Here is a 20,951-nt window from a genome sequence, read left to right as displayed (position 1 = left end):
GGGATGACGATCCATCGTCAGGCAGATCAACGCAGTCTCAGGGGGACGTGACCGATGCGCATCATCGTGACCGGGGCGACCGGCTTCATCGGCCGGGCGCTGGTCGGGCAGCTGAAGACGGCGGGCACGATCCTGATCGACGGCACCGCCCGGCCGATCGACCGGCTGGACGAGGTGGCCCGCGGTGGCACGCCTGCCGTCGATCTCACCCGCGCCGATGCCGTGCGGGCGCTGATCGGGGATGGTGCCGATCTGATCTTCCATCTGGCCGCCGGCAACACGCCTGCGGGTGAGGCCGATCCCGATGCCGCGGCCGCACTCAACCTCGATGCCGTCCGCCACCTGATCGCGGCGATTGCAGAGAGCGGCCGGCAGACCCGGCTGGTCTTCGCTTCGACCATCTCGGTGCATGGCGGGCGGCGGGCGCGGGCGACCGCGGGCGACGACGATGCGCCGCGCCCGGCCACCACCTATGGCGCGACCAAGGCCGCCGCCGAGCTGCTGCTCGCCGATGCCGGCCGCCGCGGCGTGGTCGATCCGCGCATCGCCCGCATCGCCAGCATCATCGACCGGCCGGCCGCCGCCGGCGGCACCAGCGCGGTGGCCCGCCTGGCGCGGGTGCTGTCGGCAGCACCTGCCGGAGAGGCGGTGGTGCTGCCGCTGCCGGCGGGGCTGAAACTCGCGGTCTCCGATGTCGCCTCCACCGTCGACGGGTTGATCCGCCTGGCGGGTCTGCCGGCTGCGGCGCTGGATGGCGACCCGCTGGTGGCCTTGCCGTCGCGCACCATCAGGGCGGGGGATCTGGTGGGCGCCGTCGCCCGCGTCGCCGGGCCAGAGGCGGCGGGCCTGATCACCGTTGCGCCCGAAGCGGCGCCCACCGCCGCCGTCACCGGCTGGCCGGCGGCACAGGACTGGTCACGCGCCCGCGCGCTGGGCTTCCCCGCGCCGCCATCGCTGGTCGCCATCGCAGCCGGCATGGCCGGCCGGCCGGTTCCGGCCGATCCCGAACCCACCGTCATCGCGGCATCCGCCGATGACGGCGCGCCGCGCCGCCGGCCGGTTTGGGCGGTGGGGTTGATGAGCGGCACCTCGCTCGACGGTATCGATGCCGCGCTGGTCGAAACCGACGGGGTCGACATCACCGGATTCGGGCCGACCCTGTTCCGGCCCTATCCGGCGGATCTGCGCGAGGCGCTGTCCCGGCTGCTGGGCGGCCGTGCGCCGCTGGTCGATGCGGCCCGGGCCGAGGCGGCGTTGACCCGCGCCCAGGCCGAAGCTGTGACCGCGCTGCTGAAAACGGTGCCGGAGATCGCCCCCCATGTCCGGCTGATCGGCTTCCACGGCCAGACCGTGCTGCATCTGCCGGACGAGGGCATCACCGTGCAGCTGGCCGACGGCGCAAGGCTCGCCGCCCTGACCGGCATCGACACGGTTTCCGATTTCCGCCGCGCCGACATGGCCCGGGGCGGGGAGGGCGCGCCGCTGGTGCCGGTGGTTCACCGGGCGATGATGGCCTGGGCGGGTGTGGCGCCGCCGGTTGCGGTGCTGAACATCGGCGGGGTCGCCAATCTCACCTTCATCGGCGTCGATGGCGGGTTGCTCGCTTTCGATTGCGGGCCGGGCGGGGCGCTGATCGACGATCTGATGCGCCGGCGGACCGGCCATGCCTTCGATCAGGATGGCGGTACGGCGGCGGGGGGCACCGCCGACGAAGCCATCCTCGACCGGCTTCTGGCCGATCCGTTCTTCGACCGTCCGCCGCCCAAATCGCTCGATCGCGACCGTTTCGCCCTGGCACTCGATCTGGTGGCGGATCTGCCGCTGGCCGATGCGGCGGCAACGCTGACGCAGTTCACCGCCCGTGCGGTCGCCCGCGGCCTCAGCCTGGCGGTCGCCGCCGGTGCCGAACCGCCGGAACGGGTGCTGCTGGCCGGTGGCGGCCGCCACAACCGCACTTTGCGCGCCGCCATTGCCGCGCGGTCGAACCTGCCGGTCGCGCCGGTGGACGAGGTCGGTCTCGACGGGGATGCGCTGGAAGCCCAGGCCTTCGCGGTGCTGGCGGTTCGGGCCGCCGACGGGCTCGCCCTCTCCTATGCCTCGACCACCGCCACCGGTGGTGCCGTCACCGGCGGGGCGCTGCACCGGGCACAGGTGGCGGGGACACGGATGGCGGGGCAGGTATCAGACCGCAACCGCTGATTTCAGCACCGGCCGCCGGGTGATCCGATAGACCGAGGCTGGCGGCAGGTTGCGACGGGTGGAGCCGATCTTGACCGCCTTCAGGCCCAGCCGGTCCAGGATCCGGCGCGAGATCGGGCAGCGCGGTCCGTAGGTGAACTGATAGAAGGCGCCGCCCGGCTTCAGATAGCCGAAGGCGCCGGTCAGGATCGCCATCACCTTGCGGGCGGGCATCGACAGCACTGGCAGACCGCTGATCACGGCGCCGGCCATCGGTGCGTCATAAAGCCGGCACTGTTTCAGCTTCGCCGCATCGGCCTGCACGATGCGGGCCTCGGGGAAGCGCCGGGTCAGCATGCCGGCGAACTCGGCGCCGAATTCGATCAGGGTGAGGTCGCGTTCGGCCACGCCGCGCGCGAGCAGCGCCCGGGTGAACACGCCGGTGCCGGGGCCGAGTTCCAGAACCGGGCCGGTCGCGGGCGTCACTTCGGATGTGATCAGCCGTGCGAGCCCCTCGCCCGAGGGCATGACCGAGGCGACCCGGAGCGGATCGCCCATCCAGGCCCGAAAGAAGGCGACAAAATCGCTGCCCCGGCCACGCGCGGTCCGGCGATGCTCCGCGCAGCCTGCCCGCTTCATCGAAAACGTCACCATGCCCGTCCGTCCCGTCCGCCTGACTGTGTCGGCCTGTTGATCCGGCCAGACGCTTTCATCCGGCCGAACGCTTTTGGATAGCACACTCCCACGCCCCTGACGCGGGCTTCCTGAGGCGTCACGACGTTTTCACGACCGCGGGTGTGTCGGTCAGGTCAGCGGCGGCTTCGGGCTCTGCGTGATGGACCACGCAATGGCCGTGGCTGTGGTCGGCCAGCACCTCGATCACCCGGCAATCGGCGATCGTGCCGGTGCGGGCATGATCGCAGAGCATGCGCTCCAGCTCGATTTTCAGTGCCGCCAGCCGTCGGATGCGCGCCTCGACCGCCGCCAGCTGGTTGCGGGCGATATGGTCGGCGGTCGCACAGGGGGCGGCCGGATCGTCGGAAAGCGAGAGCAGTTCGCGGATCGCATCCAGCGGGAAGCCCAGTTCGCGGGCATGGCGGATGAAGGCCAGCCGGTCGCGATGGCTCTTGCCATAGACCCGCTGGTTGCCGGCGGTGCGCGCCGGTTCCGGCAGCAGCCCGATCTGCTCGTAATAGCGGATGGTCTGGACCTTGGCGCCGGTCTCGCGCGCCAGGGATCCGATGGAAAGGGCCGTTGCCCTGCCGCCGGTCATGCCGGGTCTCCCCTGGGAAAAGCTGACCGACATATGGGGTGCGAACCGCTCGCAGAAAAGGGCTTGAAGCTACAGTCGCTGTAGGTCTCAGGATCGGACGCATCGAGGACTTCTTTCCCTGCCTGCGAGGCCCCGCGATGCGACGTACCAGCCCTCACGACCCCGACACCGCACCCGATGGTGGTGCAGCCCCCGTGCTTCGCCTTGCCGTCGGCGGCATGGACTGCGCCTCCTGCGCGCTCAAGATCGAGCGGGCGGTCGGCCGGGTCGCACCGGCCTCGGCGGTCAGCGTCAACGTAACCGGCGGCACGGTGCGGGTGGAGACGCCGGCGGGGGCCACACCCCCTGACCGGCCGGCGGTGGAGGCGGCGATCACCGCACTCGGCTATACCATCGGCGGCCCGCCCGTGGCCGGCTGTGGCCATGATCACGATCACGATCACGGTGCCGGCCATGATCACGCCCATGGTGCCGCGATCGAGGGGGCCTGGTGGCAGACCCCCAAGGCGCGGCTGGTCGGTATCGCCGGGCTGATGCTGGCGGTGGCGATGGTGCTGGAGATGATCTGGCCGGCGGCCGATCCCTGGCCCTTCGTCATTGCCGCCCTGATCGGGCTGGCGCCGGTCGCGCGCCAGGCTTTCCGCGCGGCGCGTGGCGGCTCGGTTCTGACCATCGAGATGCTGATGACCATTGCGGCCCTGGGTGCGCTTGCGATCGGCGCTGCGGGCGAGGCGGCGACGGTGGTGTTCCTGTTCGCAGTGGGCGAGCTGCTGGAAGGCATTGCCGCCGCCCGGGCACGCAGGGGTATCAAGGCGCTGGCCGATCTGGTGCCGCGCACGGCGCGTCGCGTCGCGGCCGATGGCTCGGTTGGCGAACTGCCTGCGGCGGAGCTTGCCGTCGGCGATCATGTGCTGGTCCGCCCGGGCGACCGGGTCCCGGCCGACGGTACGGTCGTCGAGGGGGCGGCGCTGATCGATGAAAGCCCGGTCAACGGCGAATCGGTCCCGCGGGAGAAGCTGACCGGCGACGGCGTCTTCGCCGGCACGGTGGTTCAGGATCGTGCGATCACCGTCCGGGTGACGGCGGCCGCCGCCGACAACACCATCGCCCGGGTGGTGCGGCTGGTGGAAGAGGCGCAGGAGGCCAAGGCCCCGGTCGCCCGCTTCATCGACCGCTTCGCCCGCATCTACATGCCGATCGCGGTGGGGCTGGCGCTTGCCACCGCCGTGCTGCCGCCGCTGCTCGCCGGGGCCGACTGGTCGGTCTGGGTCTATCGCGGGCTGGCTTTGCTGCTGATCGCCTGCCCCTGCGCGCTGGTGATCTCGACCCCGGCGGCAATCGCGTCCGGGCTTGCCGCCGGTGCCCGTCGGGGGCTGCTGATCAAGGGCGGTGCGGTGCTGGAAAAGCTGGCGGCCATCCGCACCGTCGCCTTCGACAAGACCGGCACGCTGACCGAAGGCCGGCCGCGGGTGGTGACGGCCGCGGGCTTCGGCACGCTTGCGGCCGACGAGGTCGTCCGCCTGGCGGCGGCGCTGGAGACCGGCGCCGCCCACCCCATCGCCCGGGCGATCCTGGACGAGGCCCGCAGCCGCGGTCTGACCCTGCCCATGGCGCGCGATGTCCGTGCGATCCCGGGGGAGGGGCTGAGCGGGGTGGTCGAGGGGCGCAGCCTTTTGCTCGGCAATGGCCGGCAGCCCGGTGATCCGGATCTGGCCGCGGCGATCGCCCGTGCCGGTGACGCCGGCCACAGCATCGCGGTGTTGACCGAGGCCGGCCGGCCGCTGGGGCTGATCACGATGGAGGATGCCCCGCGCGCCGATGCGCTGGACGGGCTGGCGGCGCTGAAGCGCCGCGGCATCGGTGCGGTGATGCTGACCGGCGACACCCCGGCCACCGCATCGGCCATGGCCGCCCGTCTCGGCATCGAAGGCCATGGCGGGCTGATGCCCGAAGACAAGGCCCGGATCGTGCAGGAGCTGACCCGCGCCGGCCGCGGGCCGGTCGCCAAACTCGGCGACGGCATCAACGATGCCCCGGCGCTGGCGGCGGCTTCCGTCGGCATCGCCATGGGCGGCGGCACCGATGTGGCGCTGGAAACCGCCGATGCGGCCCTGCTCGACGACCGCGTCACCGGCGTGCCGGCGCTGATCGACCTCGCGCGCCGGACCATGGCCGTGATCCGTCAGAACGTCGCGATCGCCATCGGCCTGAAGCTGGTCTTCCTGGTCACCACCATCGCCGGGCTCACCGGCATGTGGCCGGCGATCCTGGCCGATACCGGCGCCACCGTGCTGGTCACCGCCAATGCGCTGCGCCTGTTGAGGCGCAGCTGAGGGGGCGTGTTCTCTGTGAAGGCAGGTGGGGGCCGAAACAGCCAGGCCCTGTGTTTATGCCTTCACCACCGAAGTAAAGTCGGACCACTGTTCAATGCGGAATGCGCGGATGTCTCGCACAGATCTTGGAAACCATGCTTTTGATCGCAGCGACTGTATTGCCAGGAACAGGTTTGCCATGTTCTCGTCGTCGGTAACGTACAGGCTGCCTTGCACACGGCGGAAGCCGTGATCTGCGAGTGCCGCTCCAATTTCGGTGTATGCCTGGGTGACACCCTTGGGATGATGTTTCTCGGTATCGGCGACCACCAGATCGAAAGCCGCCGCGTACATCAGCTTGCCTCAGGATCATCCGACAGGTGCGTCAAGCGGTACTCGGCCGTCTCGCCAGTCTCGACCATTGTGACTTCGACCATCCAATCGCCATCGTCCAACTGACGAAGAACATGGCCGACCTCGTATTTCGGCCCGAAAGGCCCGAAGCATTTGATCTTCCCGACCGGAACGAATGGGGGAGCAACGGTAGCATGCATGATGTTTCTCCCATGAAAAGATGCGGGGAATCGTGGCTGAGATAGTGGACGGCGACAATCAAAATCGGACCCCTACGTTATACCTGGGCCGAAATTAATCCGTCCGTGGCTCTTTGCCGCTTATCCCCATCATCCGGGTTCCGCTTTCCGCGCCTCAAAGCCCCGCGCGGGTCAGATAATCGTCGCTGAGCGCCGCCACCGTTTCCAGCTGCTGGCCGAAGAAATGGTCGGCGCCCGGCACCACCTTGTGCTCGATGGTGATGCCCTTCTGGCTGTTCAGCTTCGTCGCCAGCTTGGTGACCGAATCGGGCGAGACGATGTCGTCGCGGTCGCCATGGATGATCAGGCCCGAAGACGGGCAGGGGGCGAGGAAGGTGAAGTCGTACATATTCGCCGGGGGCGCGACCGAGATGAAGCCGTCGATCTCGGGCCGGCGCATCAGCAGCTGCATGGCGATCCAGGCGCCGAACGAGAAGCCGGCGATCCAGCAGCCGGTGGCGTTCGGGTTGTAGTTCTGCATCCAGTCGAGCGCCGATGCGGCATCCGACAGCTCGCCCTGGCCGTTGTCGAAACTGCCCTGGGACCGGCCGACACCGCGGAAGTTGAAGCGGAGCACCGAGAAGCCGCGCGCCTTGAACGTCTGAAACAAGGTGTAGGCCACCTTGTTGTTCATCGTGCCGCCATGCTGCGGATGCGGATGCAGGATCAGCGCGATCGGCGCGTTTTTCGCCGTCCCGTGGTGATACCGGCCTTCAAGGCGTCCTTCGGGTCCGTTGATGATCACTTCGGGCATTGCTGCTCCCAGTATTGTCGTTGCCGACGTCAAAGCGCCCGGGCGGGGGCCGGTGATGACGGACAATCTTGACTGTTTCGGTCGGATATCCGTAGAGTCCGTGGAAACGACGTCGGGTCGCGCGCAGCGGTCGGGGCGCCATAACGGAGTCCGTCGCCGGACGCAGGGTGGCGGATGATATCACACGGTGCGAGGCCATGTTCAAGAGCCTGAAACGCGAGATCGACGTGGTGTTCGATCGCGACCCCGCAGTGCGCAGCCGGCTGGAGGTGATTCTCTGCTATCCCGGCTTCCACGCGATCATGATCTATCGCGTCGCGAACTGGCTGTGGCGGCGGAATTTCAAGCTGCTCGGCCGCTGGGTGTCGCATCTGGGCCGTTTCCTGACCGCGATCGAAATCCATCCCGGCGCCACCATCGGCCATGGCTTCTTCATCGACCACGGCATGGGCGTGGTGATCGGTGAGACGACCGAGATCGCCGACAACGTCACTCTCTATCAGGGCGTCACCCTGGGCGGGACCAGCTGGGAGAAGGGCAAGCGCCATCCCACCGTGCTGGAAGGCACCATCGTCGGTGCCGGCGCCAAGGTGCTGGGGCCGATCACGGTCGGCGCCGATGCCCGCATCGGCTCCAACGCCGTGGTGGTGAAAGACGTTCCCCCGGGGGCGACGGTGGTCGGCATTCCGGGCCGGATCGTCAAGGCCCGCGGCGGGCTGGACGAAGAGATGCGCCGCTTCGATGCCTATGCGATCGGCACCCCCGACCTGCCGGACCCGATGGCGCGGATCGTCGACGGGCTGTTGAGCGAGGTTCAGCGCCTGTCCGCCCGCGTGAGCGAGCTGGAGGCCGGGCTCGACCCCGAGGGCCATGCCCGTGCCGTCACCGATGCCGAGGCCCGGATTCACCGCCTGCCTGGGGCCGGCGACCGCCGCTGAGCGTCCCTGATCTGCGCCCCACCCGCCCCACAAACGCCAGGCTGCGCCCCATGCCCGACAGCTTCGACAGTGCCGCGATCGACACCGCCGACCCCGACTGTTCCGGGACCGCCGATCTGCCCCGGCGCGCCCGCCCGGCCCCGCGGGAGGCGGCGGGCGGATCGGGCGTGGTCCGGGTGGGGGCGCGGGCGCATTACGCCGTGGTGGCGATGGTGGAGCTGGCCCGGCGGCGCTGTGCCACGCCGACCTGTATTTCCGACATCGCAACCTGTGCCGACATCCCGCCGGCCTATCTGGAACAGCTGTTCCGCAAGCTGCGCCGGCGCGGCCTGGTGCGCAGCGCCCGGGGTGCCGCCGGCGGCTATTGCCTGACCCGCGCGCCCGAGGCGATCAGCGTCGCCGATGTGGTGGCCGCGGTCGAGGGCGGGGACGGCCGGCTGCGGGGGGTGGAGGGCCGGTTCGGCTGCGGCGTGGTCGCCCTCTGGCAGGCCGTCGATGCCGGGGTTCGCGCCCGGCTCGCCCAGGTCAGCATCGCCGATCTGGCCACAGGCCATAAGGATGACCACCCGTGACGCGCACCATGCGCCATTTCCTCGATCACAATGCCGGCGCGCCGCTGCTGCCGGCGGCGCGGGCGCGGATGATCGAGGTGCTGGATCTGGCCGGCAACCCGTCTTCGATTCATGCCGAGGGCCGCGCCGCCCGGGCGGTGGTGGAGCAGGCCAGGGCCGAGATCGCGGCCCTTTGCGGCACCCGGCCCGACCGGGTGCTGTTCACCTCGGGCGGCACCGAATCCAATGCCTGGATGCTGCATCAGGCGGAACCCGGCCGGCGTGCGGTTTCGGCCGTGGAGCATGACAGCGTGCTGGCGGCCGATCCCCAGGCCCCGCGCATTCCGGTGGATGGCCAGGGCGTGGTCCACCCGGATGCAGTGGCGGCCGTGCTCGACCGTCTGCCGGATGGCGGCGCCGGCGCGCTGGTCGCGGTGATGGCGGTCAACAACGAGACCGGGGTCATTCAGCCGGTGGCGGAGATCGCGGCGCTGGTGCATGCCCGGGGCGGGCGGATCGCCTGCGATGCCGTGCAGGCGGCCGGGCGGCTCGACCTCGGAACCTTGTGTGGCGCGGTCGATTTCCTGTCACTCTCCGCCCATAAGATCGGTGGCCCCAAGGGTGTGGGGGCACTGGTGGCGGGGCCGGAGGTCGAACCTGCGGCGCTGATCGCGGGCGGGCAGGAATTTCGCCGGCGCGGCGGCACCGAGAACCTGGCCGGCATTGCCGGTTTCGGGGCGGCGGCCGCGGCGCTCGGCGCCACGGATCTGGCCGCCGAAGGGCGGCGCCTGGCGGCGCTTCGCGACCGGATCGAGGCGGCCCTGGCCGCAGCGGCGCCGGATGCCGTCTTTCCGGGGCGGGATGCGGCCTGTGGCCGGGTGGCCAACACCCTGTCGGTGGTGCTGCCGGGCATCGCCGCCGAGACCCAGGTGATGCGGATGGATCTGGCCGGAATCGCGGTCTCGGCCGGCTCTGCCTGTTCCTCGGGCAAGGTGACGGCAAGCCCGGTGCTGGCCGCGATGGGGCTGGGCGATCTGGCCGGCCAGGCGCTTCGGGTCAGCCTGGGGGCCGGCAGCACGGCCGATGATGCCGAGGCCTTCATCGCCGCCTGGTGCCGCATGGCGGCCCGGCGCGCCAGGGCAGCCGAATGAGATCTGCGGGGCGCGTCCGTGCATGGGCGCCCCGCGACGGGACGACAACCGGGGGCCCCGATCGGGCCGGTGACGGAGACGTGATGCGATGACCGCTATGGAGGCTCCCGGCCGCATGAGCGACGATACCGACTGTCCGGCGGCGCCGATCTATCTGGACAATCAGGCGACCACGCCCATGGACCCGCGGGTGCTTGAGGCGATGATGCCCTATCTCACCACCCAGTTCGGCAACCCCCATTCCGCCACCCATCGCTGGGGCTGGGACGCGGAAGCCGCGGTGGTGAAGGCGCGCCGGCAGGTCGCAACCCTGATCGGCGCCGATCAGGGCGAGATCGTCTTCACCTCGGGGGCCACCGAATCCAACAACCTCGCCATCAAGGGGGCGGCGCTGGCGGCGGTTGCGGCCGGCAATCCGCGCCGGCATCTGGTGGTGAGCGCGATCGAGCATCGCTGCGTGCTGGCGGCGGCCGAGCGCATGGCCGCAGCCCATGGCTTCGAGGTGACCGTGGTGCCGCCCGGCCCCGACGGCATCGTGCGGGCCGATGCGGTCGCGGCGGTGCTGCGCGACGACACGCTGCTGGTCTCGGTGATGGCGGTGAACAACGAGATCGGCACCGTCCAGCCGGTCGCCGAAATCGCCGCCCGCGCCCATGAGCGGGGCGCCCTGGTCCATACCGACGCCGCCCAGGCGGCCGGGCGGATCCCGCTCGACCTGCGCCGTGCCCCCGTCGACATGCTCAGCCTGTCGGGCCACAAGATCTACGGACCCAAGGGCGTGGGCGCATTGTTCGTGCGCCGGGGGATCGAAGACCGCATCCAGCCGCTCTTCGACGGCGGCCGCCAGGAACGCGGCCTGCGGGCCGGCACCCTGCCGACCCCTCTGGTCGTCGGCCTGGGCGAGGCGGCCCGTCTGGCGCGTCAGGAAGGGCCCGAAGAAACGCAGCGCATCGGCCGGCTGCATCTGCGTCTGCTGGAAGGGTTGAGTGCTGCCGGGCTCAGGCCCGAGATCAACGGTGCCGCCTTCACCGGCACCGATGCCCCCGGCCATACCCCGCGGGTGCCGCACAATCTGAACCTGTCGCTGCCCGGCACGGAAGCCGACCGGATCATCCGGGCGCTGCCCGACATCGCCATGTCGGCCGGCTCGGCCTGTTCCTCGGCGGCGGTGGAGCCGTCCTACGTGCTCCGGGCGCTGAAACTCGCCGATGCGCGGGTGACGGCGGCGCTGCGCCTGGGCCTCGGCCGCTTCACCACCGAGGCGGAGGTCGACCGGGCGGTGGCCATGCTCGCGAAGGCCGCCGGTGGCCGGAGTTGAGGTCGCAGAAGAGTCTGATCTGTTTTAGTATATGTCGGGCAGATCGATATATGCGAAAGCAGATCAGATGTACGAGATTCCCGACATTGCTAAGGAGCTGAAGGCCGCGCGGCGGGGCAAGGGCCTGACGCAGCGGGCCCTCGGTTCGCTGACCGGCCTGCCCCAGAGTCACATCTCGAAGATTGAGACGGGCACCGTCGATCTGCAGCTCTCCAGCCTGATCGAACTGGCCCGGGTGCTCGATCTGGAACCCGTGCTCGTGCCGCGCAAGGCATTACCGGCCGTTCTTGCCGTCATCGCATCCCTGACATCCGGCCAGGCGGAACCTCGCCCCGTCTATCAGCTCGATGAGGACAAGGACGATGTCTGATCTGGCGGTCCTCGACGTCCGGCTGCACGGGCGCCGTATCGGCTCCCTCACCCGGCTGGGCGGGGATCGCACGATCTTCGCTTTCGATCAGGACTATGTCGCAGATCCGGCACGGCCGACGCTGAGCCTGTCCTTCAAGGATGCGTTCGGCAGCCTGATCACCAACATACCGCCGACGCAGCGGCGGCTGCCGCCGTTCTTCGCAAATCTTCTGCCGGAAGGTGTGCTGCGTGACTATCTGGCCCGCCGCGCCGGTGTGCATCCGGATCGGGAATTTTTCCTGCTCCGGGCTTTGGGGCAGGATCTTGCCGGTGCGGTATCGATTGTGCCGGCCGACCCCGATGCCGGGCAGCCATGGACAGGGCAGGCGGAAGATGCCGCGGGCTGCCGGGATCCGGCCGGGGTGTTGCGCTTCTCGCTGGCGGGGGTTCAGCTGAAATTTTCTGCGGTGCATCGGGCCGGGAAGAATGGCGGCCTGGCCATCCCGGCCCGGGGGATCGGCGGGGAATGGATCGTCAAACTGCCGTCGACCCGCTTCGAAGGCGTGCCGGAGAATGAGTTTGCGATGATGTCTCTGGCACGTGATCTCGGGATCGACGTGCCGGAAATCAGGCTCGTCGATCTGGATGGGATCGATGGCCTGCCGCAGGACCTCGGTCGGATCCGGGGGCAGGGCTTCGCCATCCGTCGCTTCGATCGCACGGCCGCCGGGGCCGTGCATATCGAGGACTTCGCCCAGATTTTCGGTGTGTACCCCGAGACGAAGTACAAATCGGCCAGCCTGCGAAACATCCTTCAGGTTCTGGCGACCGAGAGCGACGTCGAGGTGGCGGCTGATTTTGTCAGGCGGCTCGTCTTCAGTGTCCTGATCGGAAATGCGGACATGCACCTGAAGAACTGGTCCGTCATATACGCGGACAAAAGAACCGCCCGACTGGCCCCCGCCTACGATATGCTGTCCACCATCCCGTATATGCCGGACGAAAATGTTGCTCTGAAATTTGCCCGGGTGAAGCGCTTCGACGCCTTCACCTGGGAAGAACTCGACAGAATGGCGGAAAAGGCGGGGCTGCCGTCACACCAGCTCCAGCAGATCGCGCGGGAGACGGTCGGGCGTTTCCTGGATCTCTGGCAGGCGGAAAAGTCTCATCTGCCGGTCGCGAGCCATGTGGTGTCTGCCATCGACAGACACCTCACAGGGCTTGCGATCGTCCGTGCCGGTTGAGACGTTGCCTCAGTCCCTGGCCCTCAGCCCTCGGCGTCCGGCTGCAGATCGGGAGCGGCATCCGCGAAGGCGGGCAGGGCGTTGCAGGCCGCTTCCACCGCCAGCAGCCGCGGATAGGCGTCCAGCGGGCAGGCGAAGCGGCGGGCATTGTAGAGCTGGGGCACCAGGCAGATGTCGGCCAGGCCCGGCCTGTCGCCGAACAGGAAGGGACCGCGTCCGCCGGCATCCTGCGCCAGCGCCTCGGCGGCACTCAGGCCCTCGGCGATCCAGTGGCGGTACCAGCTGTCGACCGTCGCCTGGTCATGGCCGAGCGGGTTTTTGAGATAGCCCAGGATCCGCAGATTGTTCACCGGGTGGATGTCGCAGGCGATGGTCTGGGCGAAGGCGCGGGCCTTGGCGCGCGTCCAGGCATCCGCCGGCAGCAGCGCCGGATCGGGCATGGTCTCGTCGAGCCATTCGATGATCGCGAGCGACTGGGTCAGCACGCCCCGGGGCGTTTCCAGTGCCGGCACCAGCCCTGCGGGTGAGAGCGCCTTATAGGCCGCGCTCTTCTGTTCGCCCTTGCGCAGATGCACGAAGCGCTGCGTGGGCGTAAAGCCCTTCAGGTTGAAGGCGATCCGGCAGCGATAGGCGGCAGACGAGCGGAAATAGCCGTGGAAGACGGTGTCGGGTCCGGTGGTATCGGGTTCGACGGTCATGGGGGCAGGGTCCTCAGAAGCCGAGCAGATGGGGCAGGAACAGCACGACCTGGGGCAGGGCGATCAGCGTCACCACCCGCACCACATCGGCGCCGATGAAGGGCAGCACGCCCCGGATCACCACACCAAGATCGAGACGGGCATCGATGCCCTTCAGCACGAACAGATTCATGCCGATCGGCGGCGTGATCAGCCCGAGTTCGACCACGGTCACCAGCAGAATGCCGAACCAGATCGGATCGATGCCGTTGGCCTCGATCAGCGGGAAGACCGCGGGCACCGTCAGCAGCACCATCGACATGCTGTCCATGAAGCAGCCGAGCACCAGATAGAACACCACCAGCAGGATGATGACTTCCAGCTGGCCGAGCCCCGCGGCGGCGATCGCGCCCACCAGCGCCTGGGGCAGGCCCGAGGTCTCGACGAAGTAATTGAACAGCGCCGCCCCGATCAGGATCAGGAAGATCATGCCCGAGGTGAGTGCGGTCTCCACCATCGCGCCGCGCAGTTCGCCACCCTTCAGCCCGCCGCGCATCCAGGCGAGCAGGGCGGCACCGCCGGCGCCGATCGCGGCCGCTTCGGTGGGCGAGAACAGGCCGGCATAGATGCCGCCGATCACCAGACCGAACAGCACCACGATATCGGCGATGGCGAGCAGGCGGAGGCCCCCGCCGCGCCTGCGCTCGCCGGTCTCGCCGCCCCGCTCTCCGCGCCGCGGCAGCCGGCGGGCCGAGATCCGGGCGGCGATCATGTAATAGAGGGTGGCGATCAGCCCGGGGATCAGGGCGGCGGCGAACAGCGCGCCGATCGACTGTTCGGTGATCAGCGCATAGAGCACGATGATCACCGAGGGCGGGATCAGCACGCCCAGCGTGCCGCCGGCCGCAACCGCGCCCGCCGCCAGATCGTCGGGATAGCCGTGGCGGCGCATTTCGGGCAGGGCGACCTTGCCGATGGTCGCACAGGTGGCGAGGCTGGATCCGCAGATCGCGCCGAAGCCGGCGCTGGCGCCGATCGTGGCCATGGCGAGGCCGCCGCGGAAACGGCCGACCAGAAGATCCGCCACGTCGTAAAGCGCCCGCGACAGCCCGGCCCGGCCGGCGAACACGCCCATCATCACGAAGAGCGGCACCACCGACAGGCCGTAGGGCGAGACGGCGTCATAGGGCAGGGTGCCCGAGAGATAGAGAATGCCGTCGAGCCCGCCCAAAGCCGCACCGCCGGCAAGGCCCACCACGGCCATCGCCACGGCCACGGGCACGCGCAGGATGCCCAGCACGAGCACGGCCACGAAGCCGAGCACGCCGATCGTCAGGTCCATGGGAACTCAGCCCTCGTTGACGGAGACGGAGGCGCCGGCAGGGGCGGGCGCGGGACGTGACCAGAGGCCGAGCGCCTCGGCCATGTTCATCAGGCAGGCGAGCACGCCCAGCGCCCCGCCGGCCACGACCAGGCCGCGATGGATCCAGAGCGGCAGGCCCAGATCCTGCGAGATCGAGCCGTAATCGAGCGCCAGTTCCAGCTCTCCCCAGCCGCGCCAGGCGATCACGAACATGACCACGAGCCCGGCGAGCCCCGCCAGCAGGTCCAGCGCGCGCAGTGCCGCGGGCGGCAGCCGGTCGTCGAGCAGTTCGACCGCGACATGGGCGCCGCGGCGGAAGCCGAAGGGCAGGGACAGGAAGGCGCAGGTGACGACGGCAAGCTGGGTGAGATCGACGGTGCCGGTCACCTGGAAGCCGAGGACCTGGCGGCCGAGGACATCGGCCACCGTTGCGACGATTCCGATGCCGAGGCAGGCGACGCCCAGCAGCGCCGCCGCCTCGATCACACCGTCGACCAGCCGGACGGCACCGCCGCGAGCGGGCCGGGGCGATGCCGAAGGGCTTTTGGTCATTCCGCAGCCTCGTAACGGGCGGTGAGGTCGCGGGCCTGGTCGTAGAGCGCGCGGGCATCGGCGACGCCGGTGCTCTGCAGCCGCTCGATATAGGCATCGATCATCGGCGTCAGTTCCTGGCGCCACCGGTTGCGGGTGGCCTCGTCGACCTCGATGATCTCGTGGCCGCGGGCGACCGCATCCTCGCGGCCGGCCTTGTCCCACTTCGCCCACCAGTCGCCGAACTTCGCCACCAGCGCATCGCCGGAGGTCTCGTCGATCGCCTGCTTCACATCGGCCGGCAGGCTGTCATATTTGCGCTGGTTCATCAGCACATAGAAGGCCGCGGTATAGACCCGGCCGTCGGTGTGGTACTTCACCACCTCGTTCAGCCGGGTGGCGCCGACCAGATCCCAGGTGGTGACCAGGCCGTCCAGCGTGCCCTTCTGCAGGTTTTCGTAGATTTCGCTCGGCGGCAGGCCCACGGCGCTTGCGCCCAGCGACTGCAGCATCACCGACACCGCCTCGCTCGGCGTGCGCAGGCGCAGCCCCTTCAGGTCCGACAGCTCGCGCACGGGGGTGGAGGTGGTGTGGAACAGGCCGCCATTGTGCACGAACAGCGCCAGGACCTTGTATTCCTTGTAGTCGTCGGCAAGCGCGCCCGATTTGTACATCTCCCACATCGCCTTGGTGCCGGCGCCGGCCTCGCTGACGACGAAGGGCAGTTCGAAGACCGAGCTGCGCTCGAACCGGCCGCGCGGAATGCCGCGCAGGCCGAGAGCGATGTCGATCACCCCGGCGCGGACCTGATCGGCCTGGCGGGCGGCATTGCCGAAGCTGCTGGTGCCGGGATAGATCTCGGCCTTCACCTTGCCATTGGTACGCCGCGCCAGTTCCTCGGCCCAGGGGCCCAGGAAATCGGTCTGAAAGCCGTGGCTGGCCGGCAGGTAGTGGCTGATCTTCAGCGTCACCGTTTCCTGCGCTGCGGCCGGCGCCACGCCGCCGCCCAGCCCTGCGATGGTGAGGGCGGCACCGAAAGCCGCCGCGATGAAACCGCGCATTGTCGTCTCCTCCCCAATGTCATGGAGGGGCGGCCGGTCATTCCCCGCCGGCCGCACCCGTCTTTCTTCCGGTACCCGTCAGTCTGCCTTGACCACCGTCACGTCCAGCGCCGGCAGGCCGTCGATTTCGGCATGCATCACCGCGCCCGGCACCACGGCGCCGACGCCTGCGGGCGTACCGGTGAAGATCAGGTCGCCGGGCTGAAGGGTCCAGCTCTCCGACAGGATCGACACGATCTCGGGCACGCTCCAGATCAGGTCGGCGAGGTCGGCCTCCTGGCGCACGGCGCCATCCACCATCAGCACGATCCGGCCCCGATCGGGGTGGCCGATGCGGGTGGCCGGCACCAGCGCCGCCATCGGGCAGCTCTGCTCGACATTCTTGCCTTCGTCCCAGGGCCGGCCCAGATCGCGGGCGGCCAGCTGCAGGTCGCGGCGGGTCATGTCGAGGCCGACCGCATAGCCGAACACATGATCCAGCGCCCGGTCCTGCGGGATGTTGGCACCGCCTTCGGCGATCGCCACCACCAGTTCCACCTCGTGGTGATAATTGGCGGTACGCGGCGGATAGGTGATGGTGCCGCTGCCGGGCACCACGCTTTCGGCCCATTTGGTGAAGAAGAAGGGCGGCTCGCGATCCGGGTCGCGGCCCATCTCGCGGGCATGGGCGGCATAGTTGCGGCCGACGCAGAACACCCGGCGCACCGCGAAGCCGCCGCCGCCCTCGACGGGCACGACGACGGTGGGGGCGGTGCCGCCGGCGGTGATCTCCGGGCTGGTGGCAGCGGTGGTCATGCACGTTCCTCGCGATAGAGGCCGAGCGCGCTCTGCGCCGCCCGGTCCGACAGGCTGAACAGAACCAGGTCCTCGCCGGCTTCGGCGGTGATCGACAGATCGGACCAGGAGGGTATCACGGCAACGTCGCGCGGGCCGATGGCAAGCGCCACGCGGCTGCCGTCGGCGCGGCTCATCGCCAGCGTGCCGCGGCCTTCCACACCGACCACGATCGCGCTTTCGGTGCGGCGCACGGCCCGGGTGGCGGTGCCGGCGGGCACCAGCTGCGCGAAGGCCGACAGCGTCGGCAGCACCGGGCCGCCGGTGGCCGGGTCGGTGAATTCCAGCCGCACGCCGTCATGGGGTTCCACGCCGCCTGCGGCACGTGCGGCATCCAGCGCCGGCCGCCAGCTGGCGAAGGGATAGTGCAGCAGGCCATGGGCGGCGGCGGCAGTGCCGGCGGCCGGGCGCAGCCCCGCGGCATGCATGGCGGGCGAGACGTCGGGACGGCGGGCGGGGGCTTCGTTGTCGCCGATCCGCTCGGCGAAACCGCCCTGGAACAGGCTGATCATCGGGATGTCGAGCCCGTCCAGCCACACGCCCGGCTCCCGGCCGTCATGGCCATGGGCGTGCCAGCGCCAGCGCGGGGTCAGCACCAGATCGAAGGGGGCCATGTCGACCCTGGCACCTTCGACGGTGGTATAGGCGCCGTCGCTTTCGATCACGAAGCGCAGCGCCGACTGGGTGTGGCGGTGTTCGGGGGCCCGCTCCCCCGGCAGGATCAGCTGCAGCCCGGCATAGATCGAGGCGGTGGCGCGGTGCTCGCCGCGATGGCCGGGATTTTCCAGCACCAGCACGCGGCGTTCGGCCTTTTCGGCCGAAATCAGCCGGCCGCTTTCCAGCAGGGCTGCACGCGCGGTCGCATAGGGCCAGAGATGGGGCACGGCTTTCGGTCGCGGATGTTCGGGCACCAGATCGGCCAGCACCGTCCACAGCGGCGCCATGTCCAGCCGGTCGAGTTCGGCGGCGTAGCTTTCAGGGAGGCCTGAAGAGGTGGGGCCTGAAGAGGTGGGGCCGGAAGAGGTGGGGCCTGAAGCGGTGGGAGCGGTCATCGGAATTCCTCCATGGGCACATGCCGGGAGGACGGCGGCGTTTCCCACGCGACCCGCTGATGACCCGGCCTCTGCTGTGCGACCGTTGGGCCGGCGCGATACTGAAGATCGCCGGCCGTCGGTGCGACATGTTGTCACCCGTCTTCGGGCTCTGTATTCTCTATTAGCAAAACGATTGCTCAGAAGCAAACGCCAATGCAGAAGCCCATGCGGTCGATCGCCGCGGCGGCGATCTGCCGCAAGGCGTCGGAAACGATGGGAGGACAAGACCCCGCCATGGCAGCGATCGAGCTGGAAGAGGGGGGAGCGGCCGGCGCAGCCGCCGGGTCGCGCGGCATTCAGTCGGTGGAGATCGGCAACCGCGTGCTGATGGTGCTGATGCGCGCCGGCGGGCCGTTGCCGCTGAAGGCCATCGCCCAGGCGGCCGGCATCTCGGCCAGCAATGCCCATCGTTATCTGGCGAGCTATGTCCGCGACGGGCTGGTGGTGCAGGATGGCGATGGCGGCCGCTATGATCTGGGGCCGATCGCCCTGCAGCTGGGGCTGGCGGCCATGGGCCGGCTGGATCCGGTGGCGCGGGCGGCGGCCGAACTGCCGTCGCTTGCCGAAGCTTCGGGTTTCACCGCCCATCTGGCGGTCTGGAGCCTGCACGGCGCGGTCGTCGTCCGGCTGCACCGCAGCCGGGTGCCTTTCGTGGGCGCGCTCAGCCTGGGATCGGTGATGCCGCTGCTGCGGTCGGCCACCGGCCGCACCTTTCTGGCCTGGCTGCCCGAAAGCGTGACTGCACCGGTGCTCGCCACCGAAACCCGTGCCGCCGGCCGGGATCTGCCGCCGGTCGATGTCGATGCGCTGGTCGCGGAGATCCGCGCCCGCCGGGTCGCCACCGTCGACGGTTCGGTGGTGCCGGGCCTTGCCGCCGCGTCCAGCCCCGTGCTCGACTGGCAGAACGAGGCGCAATGCGTGCTGACCCTGATCGGCACCGATCGCGCCCTTGCCGATCCCGATCACCCGGCCGCCCTGCTGCTGGCGGAACGCTGCCGGATCATCTCGGAAGAGCTGGGCGCCACGGCCTGACGCTGCCCGGGGGCGCGATGCGGTCAGCCGCCCCCGGCCGGTTCCGCCGGGACCGGCCGTCCGGCGAGCAGGCCCGCCAGACTGCCGAGGTTTTCCGCCACCACCCGGTCGATCGGCCGGTCGGGGGCAAAGCCCCACCAGATCAGTGCGCCCTGCCATTGGGTGATCATCAGCCTGCCGGCGCCGGGGCGGTCGGGAAAACAGCGGTCGATCGCCGTCGCCAGCCCGGCCCCCCAGGCGGCGCCGCGGGCGCGCAGTTCCGGGTCGCGCAGATCCTCGCGCAGCACCATCAGCCCGTCGGCATAGCTGTCGATGTCGCCATAGCCGTGGGAGAGCCCGGCGAGCAGGGCGACCGCGCCGTCCGGCGTCGGCGGGCAGGCGGCGATCGCCTCGGCCGTCGCGGTCTCCAGCCGCGTCCAGGCAAGATCGAGTGCCGCCCTGACCATTGCCGGTTTGCTGCCGAAGCGCTGGACCAGGGTGGCGCTGGACAGGCCGGTTTCGGCCGCCACCGCCGCGAAGGTGACGGCCTGCGGCCCCAACCGGTGCATCAGGGCGAGGGTGATCTCCAGAACCCGTTCATCGGGCAGGCTGCGCTGGCGGGCCATATCGTCCTTCCAGTGTAAACCCTGGTCTTCCATTATAAACGAATATTCGTTTATAAATTATCCGAGACGCTTATGGAAGCGCCATACCCAGGGAGACATGGTTCATGACGGCTCTTTCGGACAGGGTTGCCGTGGTTGCCGGCGCCACGCGCGGCGCCGGGCGCGGGATCGCGGTCGAGCTGGGCGCCGCCGGAGCCACGGTCTACGTCACCGGCCGCTCCACCGCCGGTCGCCGTTCGGATTACAACCGGCCCGAGACGATCGAGGAAACGGCTTCCCTGGTCACGGCGGCCGGCGGCTGCGGCATCCCGGTCGTGCTCGACCATCTGGACCGGGCGGCGGTGGCCGCGCTGGCCGCCCGGATCGACGCGGCCCATGGCCGGCTCGACCTGCTGGTCAACGATGTCTGGGGCGGCGAATTGCTCACCGAATGGAACGTCCCGGTCTGGGGGCACGACCTGGACAAGGGGTTGCGGCTGCTGCACAACGCGGTCGACACCCATCTGATCGCCGCCCATCACCTGCTGCCGCTGATGATCCGCCGGCCCGGCGGGGTTCTGGTCGAGGTGACCGACGGCACCGCCGGGTACAATGCCGGCCGCTACCGGCTGTCGCCCTTCTACGATCTGGCCAAGATGTCGGTGATCCGGATGGCCTGGGCCCATGCCCGCGATCTTGAGCCTTATGGCTGCTGTTCGGTCGCGGTGACGCCCGGCTGGATGCGGTCCGAGATGATGCTCGACCATTATGGCGTCACCGAGGCCGGCTGGCACGATGCCATCGCGCGGGAGCCGCATTTCTGCATCTCGGAAACCCCCCGTTTCCTTGGCCGCGGCATTGCGGCGCTGGCGGCAGACCCCCGGCGGATGCGCTGGAACGGTACCTCGACCTCCAGCGGCGAACTGGCCCGGGTCTATGGCGTCGACGATCTCGACGGCTCGCGCCCCGACTGCTTCCGCTATCTGGTGGAGGTTCAGGAGGCAGGCCTGCCGGCCGATCCTGCCGGCTATCGCTGATCGATCGGGGCCGGAACGCATCGCCTGCCACGGCGTTCGCACCTCTGACGATCCCGCAGTCGTCTGGAGGCAAAT

General features: G+C 69.6%; 22 protein-coding genes. 10 read left to right on the top strand and 12 right to left on the bottom strand.

Annotation, left to right across the window (positions count from 1 at the left end; translation table 11 throughout):
- The first annotated feature begins 54 nt into the window (after positions 1-54).
- On the top strand, positions 55-2,199 hold the full coding sequence (locus P7L68_RS20310; RefSeq protein ID WP_372001139.1) for an anhydro-N-acetylmuramic acid kinase: 2,145 nt from the start codon (positions 55-57) through the stop codon (positions 2,197-2,199).
- Here P7L68_RS20310 and P7L68_RS20305 read toward each other — a convergent pair.
- Together P7L68_RS20305 and P7L68_RS20300 are read right to left on the bottom strand one after the other, a co-directional pair.
- Positions 2,182-2,832, bottom strand: coding sequence for a class I SAM-dependent methyltransferase (locus tag P7L68_RS20305; protein ID WP_372001138.1), 651 nt, complete (start codon positions 2,830-2,832; stop codon positions 2,182-2,184). The genes P7L68_RS20310 and P7L68_RS20305 overlap by 18 nt on opposite strands.
- Positions 2,833-2,950: 118 nt before the next feature.
- The gene (locus tag P7L68_RS20300; protein WP_372001136.1) at positions 2,951-3,451 is read right to left on the bottom strand and encodes a helix-turn-helix domain-containing protein; all 501 of its coding nucleotides are present in this window, start codon (positions 3,449-3,451) and stop codon (positions 2,951-2,953) included.
- 137 nt (positions 3,452-3,588) lie between these two features.
- On the opposite strand from P7L68_RS20300, the gene P7L68_RS20295 reads away from it, so the two are divergent.
- The gene (locus P7L68_RS20295) at positions 3,589-5,784 is read left to right on the top strand and encodes a heavy metal translocating P-type ATPase (RefSeq protein ID WP_372001134.1); all 2,196 of its coding nucleotides are present in this window, start codon (positions 3,589-3,591) and stop codon (positions 5,782-5,784) included.
- A gap of 54 nt (positions 5,785-5,838) precedes the next feature.
- Here P7L68_RS20295 and P7L68_RS20290 read toward each other — a convergent pair whose 3' ends face one another.
- The 3 genes from P7L68_RS20290 to P7L68_RS20280 all read right to left on the bottom strand — a co-directional run bounded on the left by P7L68_RS20290 (position 5,839) and on the right by P7L68_RS20280 (position 7,110).
- The gene (locus tag P7L68_RS20290) at positions 5,839-6,117 is read right to left on the bottom strand and encodes a virulence factor (protein WP_372001132.1); all 279 of its coding nucleotides are present in this window, start codon (positions 6,115-6,117) and stop codon (positions 5,839-5,841) included.
- Positions 6,117-6,317, bottom strand: coding sequence for a DUF5397 domain-containing protein (locus P7L68_RS20285; protein WP_345957737.1), 201 nt, complete (start codon positions 6,315-6,317; stop codon positions 6,117-6,119). The genes P7L68_RS20290 and P7L68_RS20285 overlap by 1 nt, the downstream gene beginning before the upstream one ends.
- Positions 6,318-6,471: 154 nt before the next feature.
- Positions 6,472-7,110 (bottom strand): alpha/beta hydrolase, encoded by a 639-nt coding sequence (locus P7L68_RS20280; RefSeq protein WP_372001130.1) that lies wholly within the window; start codon positions 7,108-7,110, stop codon positions 6,472-6,474.
- 197 nt (positions 7,111-7,307) lie between these two features.
- Between P7L68_RS20280 and cysE the strand changes: the two genes are divergently transcribed.
- The 6 genes from cysE to P7L68_RS20250 all read left to right on the top strand — a co-directional run bounded on the left by cysE (position 7,308) and on the right by P7L68_RS20250 (position 12,663).
- Complete coding sequence (gene cysE / locus P7L68_RS20275; protein ID WP_372001129.1) at positions 7,308-8,048, top strand: serine O-acetyltransferase; 741 nt, start codon at positions 7,308-7,310, stop codon at positions 8,046-8,048.
- A gap of 50 nt (positions 8,049-8,098) precedes the next feature.
- Positions 8,099-8,620 carry an Rrf2 family transcriptional regulator gene (locus tag P7L68_RS20270; RefSeq protein WP_372001127.1) on the top strand — a complete coding sequence of 174 codons (522 nt, stop codon included), beginning with the start codon at positions 8,099-8,101 and terminating at the stop codon, positions 8,618-8,620.
- On the top strand, positions 8,617-9,750 hold the full coding sequence (locus P7L68_RS20265) for a cysteine desulfurase family protein (protein ID WP_372001125.1): 1,134 nt from the start codon (positions 8,617-8,619) through the stop codon (positions 9,748-9,750). Before P7L68_RS20270 ends, P7L68_RS20265 begins: the two co-directional genes overlap by 4 nt.
- 115 nt (positions 9,751-9,865) lie before the next feature.
- Entirely contained in the window at positions 9,866-11,068 is a 1,203-nt protein-coding gene (locus tag P7L68_RS20260) for a cysteine desulfurase family protein (RefSeq protein WP_372001123.1), read from the top strand.
- 67 nt (positions 11,069-11,135) lie between these two features.
- Positions 11,136-11,438, top strand: a complete 303-nt coding sequence (locus tag P7L68_RS20255; protein WP_372001121.1) for a helix-turn-helix domain-containing protein — start codon at positions 11,136-11,138, stop codon at positions 11,436-11,438.
- Entirely contained in the window at positions 11,431-12,663 is a 1,233-nt protein-coding gene (locus tag P7L68_RS20250; RefSeq protein ID WP_372001119.1) for a type II toxin-antitoxin system HipA family toxin, read from the top strand. Before P7L68_RS20255 ends, P7L68_RS20250 begins: the two co-directional genes overlap by 8 nt.
- 23 nt (positions 12,664-12,686) lie before the next feature.
- Here P7L68_RS20250 and maiA read toward each other — a convergent pair whose 3' ends face one another.
- The 6 genes from maiA to P7L68_RS20220 all read right to left on the bottom strand — a co-directional run bounded on the left by maiA (position 12,687) and on the right by P7L68_RS20220 (position 18,181).
- Entirely contained in the window at positions 12,687-13,361 is a 675-nt protein-coding gene (maiA, locus tag P7L68_RS20245; protein ID WP_372001117.1) for a maleylacetoacetate isomerase, read from the bottom strand.
- 13 nt (positions 13,362-13,374) lie between these two features.
- Positions 13,375-14,682, bottom strand: a complete 1,308-nt coding sequence (locus tag P7L68_RS20240; RefSeq protein WP_372001116.1) for a TRAP transporter large permease — start codon at positions 14,680-14,682, stop codon at positions 13,375-13,377.
- Positions 14,683-14,688: 6 nt separating this feature from the next.
- Positions 14,689-15,255, bottom strand: coding sequence for a TRAP transporter small permease (locus tag P7L68_RS20235; RefSeq protein WP_372001114.1), 567 nt, complete (start codon positions 15,253-15,255; stop codon positions 14,689-14,691).
- Positions 15,252-16,295, bottom strand: a complete 1,044-nt coding sequence (locus P7L68_RS20230; protein WP_372001112.1) for a TRAP transporter substrate-binding protein — start codon at positions 16,293-16,295, stop codon at positions 15,252-15,254. The genes P7L68_RS20235 and P7L68_RS20230 overlap by 4 nt, the downstream gene beginning before the upstream one ends.
- A 78-nt stretch (positions 16,296-16,373) precedes the next feature.
- The gene (locus P7L68_RS20225; RefSeq protein ID WP_372001110.1) at positions 16,374-17,090 is read right to left on the bottom strand and encodes a fumarylacetoacetate hydrolase family protein; all 717 of its coding nucleotides are present in this window, start codon (positions 17,088-17,090) and stop codon (positions 16,374-16,376) included.
- Entirely contained in the window at positions 17,087-18,181 is a 1,095-nt protein-coding gene (locus P7L68_RS20220; RefSeq protein ID WP_372001108.1) for a cupin domain-containing protein, read from the bottom strand. The genes P7L68_RS20225 and P7L68_RS20220 overlap by 4 nt, the downstream gene beginning before the upstream one ends.
- A 276-nt stretch (positions 18,182-18,457) precedes the next feature.
- Between P7L68_RS20220 and P7L68_RS20215 the strand changes: the two genes are divergently transcribed.
- Positions 18,458-19,255: an IclR family transcriptional regulator gene (locus tag P7L68_RS20215; RefSeq protein WP_372001107.1), complete on the top strand. Its 798-nt coding sequence runs from the start codon at positions 18,458-18,460 to the stop codon at positions 19,253-19,255.
- 23 nt (positions 19,256-19,278) lie between these two features.
- On the opposite strand, the gene P7L68_RS20210 is transcribed toward P7L68_RS20215, so the two are convergent.
- The gene (locus tag P7L68_RS20210; protein WP_372001105.1) at positions 19,279-19,860 is read right to left on the bottom strand and encodes a TetR/AcrR family transcriptional regulator; all 582 of its coding nucleotides are present in this window, start codon (positions 19,858-19,860) and stop codon (positions 19,279-19,281) included.
- Positions 19,861-19,964: 104 nt separating this feature from the next.
- Between P7L68_RS20210 and P7L68_RS20205 the strand changes: the two genes are divergently transcribed.
- A complete protein-coding gene (locus P7L68_RS20205) occupies positions 19,965-20,876 on the top strand; it encodes an SDR family oxidoreductase (protein WP_372001103.1) in 912 nt (303 codons plus the stop codon).
- Positions 20,877-20,951 lie beyond the last annotated feature (75 nt).

This window comes from Tistrella mobilis (assembly GCF_041468085.1).
Classification (GTDB): Bacteria; Pseudomonadota; Alphaproteobacteria; order Tistrellales; family Tistrellaceae; genus Tistrella; species Tistrella mobilis_A.
This window is presented reverse-complemented; position numbering and strand designations above follow the sequence as displayed.

Bases quoted from the DNA above. Each gene is read 5' to 3' on its own strand.
- P7L68_RS20310 (WP_372001139.1), top strand. From the start codon at position 55: ATGCGCATCATCGTGACCGGGGCGACCGGCTTCATCGGCCGGGCGCTG.
- P7L68_RS20305 (WP_372001138.1), bottom strand. From the start codon at position 2,832: ATGGTGACGTTTTCGATGAAGCGGGCAGGCTGCGCGGAGCATCGCCGG.
- P7L68_RS20300 (WP_372001136.1), bottom strand. From the start codon at position 3,451: ATGACCGGCGGCAGGGCAACGGCCCTTTCCATCGGATCCCTGGCGCGC.
- P7L68_RS20295 (WP_372001134.1), top strand. From the start codon at position 3,589: ATGCGACGTACCAGCCCTCACGACCCCGACACCGCACCCGATGGTGGT.
- P7L68_RS20290 (WP_372001132.1), bottom strand. From the start codon at position 6,117: ATGTACGCGGCGGCTTTCGATCTGGTGGTCGCCGATACCGAGAAACAT.
- P7L68_RS20285 (WP_345957737.1), bottom strand. From the start codon at position 6,317: ATGCATGCTACCGTTGCTCCCCCATTCGTTCCGGTCGGGAAGATCAAA.
- P7L68_RS20280 (WP_372001130.1), bottom strand. From the start codon at position 7,110: ATGCCCGAAGTGATCATCAACGGACCCGAAGGACGCCTTGAAGGCCGG.
- cysE (WP_372001129.1), top strand. From the start codon at position 7,308: ATGTTCAAGAGCCTGAAACGCGAGATCGACGTGGTGTTCGATCGCGAC.
- P7L68_RS20270 (WP_372001127.1), top strand. From the start codon at position 8,099: ATGCCCGACAGCTTCGACAGTGCCGCGATCGACACCGCCGACCCCGAC.
- P7L68_RS20260 (WP_372001123.1), top strand. From the start codon at position 9,866: ATGAGCGACGATACCGACTGTCCGGCGGCGCCGATCTATCTGGACAAT.
- P7L68_RS20255 (WP_372001121.1), top strand. From the start codon at position 11,136: ATGTACGAGATTCCCGACATTGCTAAGGAGCTGAAGGCCGCGCGGCGG.
- P7L68_RS20250 (WP_372001119.1), top strand. From the start codon at position 11,431: ATGTCTGATCTGGCGGTCCTCGACGTCCGGCTGCACGGGCGCCGTATC.
- maiA (WP_372001117.1), bottom strand. From the start codon at position 13,361: ATGACCGTCGAACCCGATACCACCGGACCCGACACCGTCTTCCACGGC.
- P7L68_RS20240 (WP_372001116.1), bottom strand. From the start codon at position 14,682: ATGGACCTGACGATCGGCGTGCTCGGCTTCGTGGCCGTGCTCGTGCTG.
- P7L68_RS20235 (WP_372001114.1), bottom strand. From the start codon at position 15,255: ATGACCAAAAGCCCTTCGGCATCGCCCCGGCCCGCTCGCGGCGGTGCC.
- P7L68_RS20230 (WP_372001112.1), bottom strand. From the start codon at position 16,295: ATGCGCGGTTTCATCGCGGCGGCTTTCGGTGCCGCCCTCACCATCGCA.
- P7L68_RS20225 (WP_372001110.1), bottom strand. From the start codon at position 17,090: ATGACCACCGCTGCCACCAGCCCGGAGATCACCGCCGGCGGCACCGCC.
- P7L68_RS20220 (WP_372001108.1), bottom strand. From the start codon at position 18,181: ATGACCGCTCCCACCGCTTCAGGCCCCACCTCTTCCGGCCCCACCTCT.
- P7L68_RS20215 (WP_372001107.1), top strand. From the start codon at position 18,458: ATGGCAGCGATCGAGCTGGAAGAGGGGGGAGCGGCCGGCGCAGCCGCC.
- P7L68_RS20210 (WP_372001105.1), bottom strand. From the start codon at position 19,860: ATGGCCCGCCAGCGCAGCCTGCCCGATGAACGGGTTCTGGAGATCACC.
- P7L68_RS20205 (WP_372001103.1), top strand. From the start codon at position 19,965: ATGACGGCTCTTTCGGACAGGGTTGCCGTGGTTGCCGGCGCCACGCGC.